This window comes from Microcella sp., assembly GCF_033763155.1.
In the GTDB taxonomy this organism is placed as follows: domain Bacteria; phylum Actinomycetota; class Actinomycetes; order Actinomycetales; family Microbacteriaceae; genus Microcella.
On sequence record NZ_JANRKZ010000146.1, the window covers coordinates 1 to 7183 of the forward strand.

Here is a 7183-nt window from a genome sequence, read left to right on the forward strand (position 1 = left end):
AAAGGCCCGCGAGAGTGTGCTCGTCTACACGAAAGAGTGGGAAGACTACGTCACGCGCCAGGCGCGGTGGGTCGACTTCGAGAACGACTACAAGACGCTTGACATCACGTTCATGGAGAGCGTGCTGTGGGCTTTCAAGACTCTGCACGATAAGGGCCTCGCCTACGAGGGTTACCGCGTGCTGCCCTACTGCTGGCGCGACGAGACCCCGCTGTCGAACCACGAGCTGCGCATGGACGACGACGTCTACAAGATGCGTCAAGACCAGTCGGTCACGGTGAGTTTTCCGCTCGTCGGTGAGAAAGCCGAAGCGCTGGGGCTCACGGGGGTTAAGGCTCTCGCCTGGACGACGACGCCGTGGACGCTGCCCACAAACCTCGCGCTCGCCGTTGGCCCGGCGATCGATTACGTGGTCGTCGAGGCCGGTGCCGAGTCGTTCTTGCTTGCCGCCGACACCCTCGGTGCGTACGTCAAAGAGTTCGGGTTCGCCTCGCTCGACGAGGCGCGAGCCGCGGTCGTGCGCACCGTGCGCGGCGCAGACCTGGGTGGCGTGCAGTATGACCGTCTGTGGGACTACTACGCCGACGCCGAAGTGTGGGGCACGCAGAACGCGTGGCAGATCCTCGTCGCCGACTACGTCGCTACGGGTGAGGGCACGGGCATCGTGCACCAGGCGCCCGCGTACGGCGAAGACGACCAAGCGACGTGTGCTGCCGCGGGCATCCCGATCATCATTTCGGTCGACGACGGCGGTCGTTTTCTCGACGTCGTGAGCGAGGTCGCCGGGCTGCAGGTTTTCGACGCCAACAAGACCCTCATCGGCATGCTGCGCGATCAGGGCCGTCTCGTGCAGGTGCGCAGCTACGAGCACAGTTACCCGCACTGCTGGCGGTGCCGCAACCCGCTCATCTACAAGGCTGTCTCGAGCTGGTTCGTGCGCGTCACGCAGATTCGCGACCGCATGCTCGAGCTCAACGAGCAGATCACGTGGGTGCCCGAGAACGTCAAGCACGGGCAGTTCGGCAAGTGGCTCGAGGGTGCGCGCGACTGGTCGATCAGCCGCAACCGCTATTGGGGTAGCCCGATTCCAGTGTGGAAGAGCGATGACCCCAACCACCCGCGCGTCGACGTGTATGGCTCGCTTGCCGAGCTTGAGGCCGACTTCGGCACCCTGCCGCGCAACGCCGCGGGCGAGGTTGACCTGCACCGCCCGTTTATCGACGAGCTCACGCGCCCCAACCCCGACGACCCGACGGGGCGCTCAACCATGCGCCGCATCGAGGATGTCTTCGACGTGTGGTTCGACTCGGGATCGATGCCATTCGCCCAAGTGCACTACCCCTTCGAGAATGCCGACTGGTTCGAGAGTCACAACCCGAGCGACTTCATCGTTGAGTACATCGGGCAGACGCGCGGCTGGTTCTACACGATGCACATTCTCGCCACGGCTCTATTCGATCGCCCGGCCTATAGCAACGTCATCAGCCACGGCATCGTGCTCGGCAATGACGGCCAGAAGATGTCGAAGAGCCTGCGCAACTATCCCGACGTGAGCGAGGTCTTCGAGCGCGACGGTGCCGATGCCATGCGCTGGTTCCTGATGTCGAGTTCGGTGATTCGCGGTGGAAACCTCGTCGTGACCGAAGACGGCATTCGCGCGGGCGTTCGCGAGTTCTTGCTGCCGCTGTGGAGCACCTACTACTTCTTCAGCCTCTACGCGAACGCCGGCACGCTGGGGGCGGCCGAGCGCCGTACGGATTCGAGCAATGTGCTCGACCGCTACGTGCTCGCCAAGACACGAGACCTCGTCGTCGAGGTGACCACGCAATTCGAGGCACTCGATGCCCCCATGGCTGCGGCTGCCTTGCGCGACTTCGCCGACGTGCTCACGAACTGGTACGTGCGGCGCTCGCGCGACCGCTTCTGGGCGGGCGATGATCGGGATGCCCACGACACGCTCTTCACGGTGCTCGAGACTCTCGCCCGCCTCGCGGCGCCGCTCGCGCCGCTCGTGGCTGAAGAGGTGTGGCGCGGCCTCACGGGCGGCGAGAGCGTGCACCTCACCGATTGGCCGCTCGCCGAGGACTTCCCGGCCGACGCGTCGCTCGTCACCGCGATGGACCGCGTGCGCGCGATCGCGAGCTCGGGTCTGGCGTTGCGCAAGGCCCAGTCGCTGCGCGTGCGACTTCCCCTGCAGAGCCTCACGGTCGTGACGCCCGGGGCCGCGGCGCTCGCCGACTTCAGCGACATCGTGCGCGACGAGCTCAACGTCAAGGAGGTCACGCTCGTCGAGTTCGACGAGAGCCTCGTCGACGACTACGGCATCGCGCGCCGCCTCGCCGTCAACGCGCGTGCCGCGGGCCCGCGCATCGGCAAGCAGGTGCAGCAGGTCATCGCGGCCGCCAAGGCGGGCGACTGGCTGCTCGACGGCGACACCGTTGTCGTTGGCGGTGTGCCGCTCGAGGCGGGGGAGTACACCCTCGAGCTCGAGCTCGACGACCCCGCCGCGGCCGTCGTGTTCTTGCCCGGCAGCGGATTCGTGCTAGTCGACACGCGCGTCACCCCCGAGCTCGCGGCCGAAGGCCTCGCGCGCGACGTCATTCGCGCTGTGCAGCAAGCGCGCAAAGACGCGGGCCTCGATGTGAGCGACCGCATCGCGCTGACGCTCGGCTGCGACGACGCCGCGGCCGGTGCCGCGATTGAGGCGCACCGCGAGCTCATCAGCGCCGAGACCCTTGCCACGTCGCTGCACGTGGGCGCCGCGGGCGAGGGTGAGGCGACAGTTGTCGGCGACGGAGCATCCGTCACCGTCTCGGTGGCACGCGCGTGAGTGGGGCCGACCGCCAGGCGGCCGACGACCGCGCCGCTGCCGAGGCCGTGCACGCCGCGCTCATCGCTCGCGGCAGTGAGGCAAGCCCGCAGCCGCGCCTCGAGGCGACGCGTCGCGCGGTAGAGTTGCTCGGTGACCCACAGCGCAGCTTTGCCGTCATTCACATCACCGGAACGAATGGCAAGACCTCGACGGCGCGCATGATCGAGAGCCTGTTGCGCGCCTACGGTCTGCGCACGGGCCTGCTGACGAGTCCGCACTTGTTGCGCATCAACGAGCGCATCGTGATCGATGGCGAGGCCATCGCCGACCGCGCGCTCGCCGACAATTGGGATGACATTTCGCCCTACCTGCTCATGGTCGACGCCGAGTTGACCGCGAACGGCGAGCCCGCGCTCAGCAACTTTGAGGCGCTCACGGTGCTCGCCTACGCGAGCTTTGCTGATGCTCCCGTTGATGTTGCCGTCATCGAGGTGGGCATGGGCGGCGAGTGGGATTCGACCAATGTGGCCGACGGTGATGTTGCTGTGTTCACGCCCATCGCGCTCGATCACACGCGCTTTCTCGGCGACACCGTGGCCGAGATCGCCCGCACGAAAGCCGGCATCGTCAAGCCCGCGGCCACGGTCGTGACGGCCGTGCAAGACGCTACCGCGATGATCGAACTCATGAACGCCGCCGGTCACAACGAAGCAGAGGTCGTGGCCGAAGAAGTGGGCTTCGCGCTGACGGATGCTCGCCTCGCGGTCGGCGGTCAACTCATCGATGTGCGGGGCCGCGCCGGAGAGTATCGCGACATCTTCCTTCCCCTGTTCGGCGAGTATCAGGCGCACAACGCCGCGGTGGCGATCGCCGCGGTGGAGTCGTTTCTGGGCGACGGCACCCAACGGCTCGCCGACGACGTGCTCGCCGAGGGTTTCGCCACCGTCACGAGCCCGGGCCGTTTGCAGCTCATCGGCATCGAGCCGAGTGTGCTCGTTGACGCCGCTCACAACCCGCACGGCGCCGAAGCGCTCGGTCGTGCCCTCATGCAGTCGTTCGCCTTCGACTCGATCACGGCGATTGTCGGCGTGCTCGCCGACAAAGACGACCGCGGCATCATCGAGGCGCTCGACCCGATTGTCGACCGGTTCATCGTGACGCGCTCTGACTCGGCGCGAGCGGTCGACGCCGACGAGCTCGCCGAGACGGTGACCGCCGTGGCGGGCCTCGACCGCGTCCGCACCGAGCCTGACCTTGCCGTCGCCCTCGCCGAGGCGCGTGATGAGGCCGGCCCCAACGACGCGATTCTCGTCACGGGCTCGATCACAGTGGTCGGTCAGGCGATGCTCATCGCGCGCGAGCAGAATTGGATGCTGTGACCGACACCTCCGACACCCCCCACGAACCCGCCCGCCGCCCGAAGCGTGAGCGCGGCGCCCTCGAGTCGCTCTTGACCGTGACGCTGGGCATGGAGGTGCTCGCGGTCATCTTCGGCACGCTCGCGATCAACGGCCTCGACGTCGCGCCTCCCGGCATCGTCTTCGGCGTGGGGGGCGCGCTGGTGCTGCTGCTGCTCATCGCCACGCGGGTCGTGCGCTACCGCTGGGGCGTGTGGTTTGGCCACGTGCTGCAGGTGGTGCTGCTCTCAACCGGGTTCATCGAGATTCTTGCGGCCGTCACGGCGGCGATCTTCGTGGGATTCTGGATCTACTGCTTCGTCAAGGGCACGCAACTCGACGCCGCCACGCGCGCGGCCACGTAACGTCTTCTCGCGCATCCCGATCACCCTCACTTCAAGGAGCCCCACATGACCACGACCGTCGAAGAGACCCTCGTGCTGATCAAGCCCGACGGCGTTGCTCGCAACCTCACGGGCGAGATTCTGCGCCGCATCGAGGCGAAGGGCTACCAGCTCGTCGACCTGCGACTTGTGCAGCCCGATCGCTCGCTGCTCGCCGCCCACTACGCCGAGCACGAGGGCAAGCCGTTCTACGAGCCGCTCCTCGAGTTCATGGAGTCGGGCCCCGTGGTGGCCGCGCGCGTCGCGGGCAATCGCGTCATCGAGGGCTTCCGTTCGCTCGCGGGAACGACCGATCCGACGACGGCAGTCCCCGGCACGATTCGTGGTGACCTTGGCCGTGACTGGGGCCTGAAGGTTCAGCAGAACCTCGTGCACGGCTCTGACTCGCCCGAGAGCGCCGCGCGCGAACTCGAGCTCTGGTTCGCCTAAACCGAGAGCTCGTCGGCCGGTTGAGGCGGCCTAGCCCAGGAGCAGGCTGATCAGGGTCGGGAACTGCACGAGAATCGCCACGGCAATTGCCACGAGGTTTGTCAGCACAATGACCCACGTGAAAGGCCATACGGCTGCAGCGAACCGTTGTGTGCGCGCGTTGTTGGTGAGCTTCTGTGTCTTGAGCGTCCAGAAGAGCAGAAACCAGAACATCGGGATGACCATGAGCCACACGAGCATGCACCAGGGGCACAGCGCGCCGATCTGGTAGACCGCCTGGTCGAAGAGCCAGTGGATGAAGACGAAGGCTCCGGCGACGCCCGTCAGAAAGGCCCACCAGAACCACCGGTCGAAACGGGCCCCCGCGAGCAAGGCCACACCGACGGCGATCGGAGCGACTAGGCCAGCGACCCCGAGCAGCGGGTTCGGAAAGCCCAGGAGCGACGCTTGCCACGACGCCATGACGTTTCCGCACGAGATGAGCGGGTTGATGTCGCAGTTGAGGGTGTACTCGGGATCGAGCAGCAGGCGCACTCTCTCTGTGATGAGTTCCATGGCACCCCACCAGCCGATGGCTCCGGTGATGATGAGAAAGATGCCCATGCCGATTGGTCGGCGGGTCGCGTAAGGGTTCTCGAGCGCAACGGATTCAGTCGTGGTCACGCGTCAATTATCTCGGCCAGGCGCGCCGTGCGGTGGGGCCGAAGGTCCTGACCTGGCGAGTCCGTGCGATAATGAGGGCCAGTCGTCGCCAGCCGCGCTCGCGATGACAGACACACAAGCTTTCTGGGCGTTACCAGGCCAGTATTGCGGCACCGATTGCCGCGACCGCGGGGAATAGCCAGTTTCCTCAGCTCCACCGCCGTGACAGGGCAGGTGAGGCGGCAGTGACCGACCGTGACAGGGTCAGCATCGCCAGCGTCAGCCAGCGCAGCACTCGATCCCGGGGGCGTGGCCGACCACAACAGAACAGTTTCGGCGAAAGACCTTTCTTTCACCCAAGATTTCCCGTTTGGGCGCGGCCCACACGGTTGAGGAGTGCACCAGCGATGGTGAGTGACGAAAACGAAAAGACAGCCAAAAAGCGCACGCGATTGTTCGCATCGCGTGCCCCCAAGAAAGCCAGCGACCACGCCGCCCAGGGCGAGCCGGGGTTCGATGGCAGCCCGCTTGCTGAACCAGACACGGTTGCCGACGCGCTGACGACGGATGCGGCTGCCCCCGCCCCCACCGAAGTAGCGCCCGCACAGGCCGACCCTGCCGAGGGTGACCCGGCCGAGCCCGCCGCCGCAGAACGCGACACCGCGCCCGAGGGCGATGCGGCCGAGGCCGCGCCGGCCGCGCCGGTGTTTCCCGAGCTCAAGCCCGAATCGACCACCTCGCTGCTCTTCTTTGCGCCTCCGGTCGAGACGGTCGCCCCGCGCGGGTCGAGCGCCGCTACTGGTCGAAACGGCCGTGGCCCGTTCGAGCTCGATGAGTCTGACGAGGGTGCGGTCACGAGCCGTCGCCGCTCACGGTCTCGCCGCACGCGCGGCGGTGCCGAGGGCGACGCGACTCGTGCCGAGTCGGGCACGCGTGATGACGAGACGACGACGCGTTCGCGCACGCGCCGCCCGGCCGAGGTCATCACCGAACCCCAGCGCATCAAGGGCTCGACGCGACTCGAGGCCAAGAAGCAGCGCCGCCGCGATGGCCGCGACGCCGGCCGTCGCCGCCCGGTCGTCACCGAGGCAGAGTTTCTCGCGCGCCGCGAGAGTGTCGACCGCCAGATGATTGTGCGCTCGAAAGACGGGCGCATCCAGATCGGCGTGCTCGAAGACGGCGTGCTCGTCGAGCACTACGTCGCTCGTTCGCAAGAGTCGAGCCTCATCGGCAACGTCTACCTCGGCAAGGTGCAGAACGTGCTGCCGAGTATGGAGGCCGCGTTCGTCGACATCGGTCGCGGCCGCAACGCTGTGCTCTACTCGGGCGAGGTCGACTGGGATTCCGCCGCTCTCGACAGCGACGGCAAGACCCAGCCGCGTCGCATCGAGCTCGCGCTCAAGCCCGGCGACAAGGTGCTCGTGCAGGTCACGAAAGACCCCATCGGACACAAGGGCGCTCGCCTCACGAGCCAAGTGAGCCTGCCCGGTCGCTACCTC

The 7183-nt window shown here is 66.9% G+C and carries 5 protein-coding genes and 1 pseudogene; 5 read left to right on the forward strand and 1 reads right to left on the reverse strand.

The window, feature by feature from the left end:
• The 4 genes from ileS to ndk form a co-directional block, all read left to right on the forward strand.
• The coding region (ileS, locus tag SFU54_RS05935; RefSeq protein WP_319015369.1) for an isoleucine--tRNA ligase at positions 1 to 2830 on the forward strand (2830 nt) is incomplete at its 5' end.
• Positions 2827 to 4191 (forward strand): folylpolyglutamate synthase/dihydrofolate synthase family protein, encoded by a 1365-nt coding sequence (locus SFU54_RS05940; RefSeq protein ID WP_319015370.1) that lies wholly within the window; start codon positions 2827 to 2829, stop codon positions 4189 to 4191. The genes ileS and SFU54_RS05940, both read left to right, overlap by 4 nt.
• Positions 4188 to 4574, forward strand: coding sequence for a DUF4233 domain-containing protein (locus SFU54_RS05945; protein ID WP_319015371.1), 387 nt, complete (start codon positions 4188 to 4190; stop codon positions 4572 to 4574). Before SFU54_RS05940 ends, SFU54_RS05945 begins: the two co-directional genes overlap by 4 nt.
• Positions 4575 to 4619: 45 nt before the next feature.
• A complete protein-coding gene (ndk, locus tag SFU54_RS05950; protein WP_319015372.1) occupies positions 4620 to 5042 on the forward strand; it encodes a nucleoside-diphosphate kinase in 423 nt (140 codons plus the stop codon).
• Positions 5043 to 5072: 30 nt separating this feature from the next.
• Here the strand turns inward: ndk and SFU54_RS05955 are convergent, their stop codons facing one another.
• The gene (locus tag SFU54_RS05955; protein WP_319015373.1) at positions 5073 to 5705 is read right to left on the reverse strand and encodes a vitamin K epoxide reductase family protein; all 633 of its coding nucleotides are present in this window, start codon (positions 5703 to 5705) and stop codon (positions 5073 to 5075) included.
• A 386-nt stretch (positions 5706 to 6091) separates the two neighbouring features.
• Between SFU54_RS05955 and SFU54_RS05960 the strand changes: the two are divergent.
• Positions 6092 to 7183: pseudogene (locus SFU54_RS05960) on the forward strand (ribonuclease E/G); the annotation flags it as partial.

Excerpts from the sequence above, each read along its gene's own strand:
- ndk (WP_319015372.1), top strand. The coding sequence starts at position 4,620 with ATGACCACGACCGTCGAAGAGACCCTCGTGCTGATCAAGCCCGACGGC.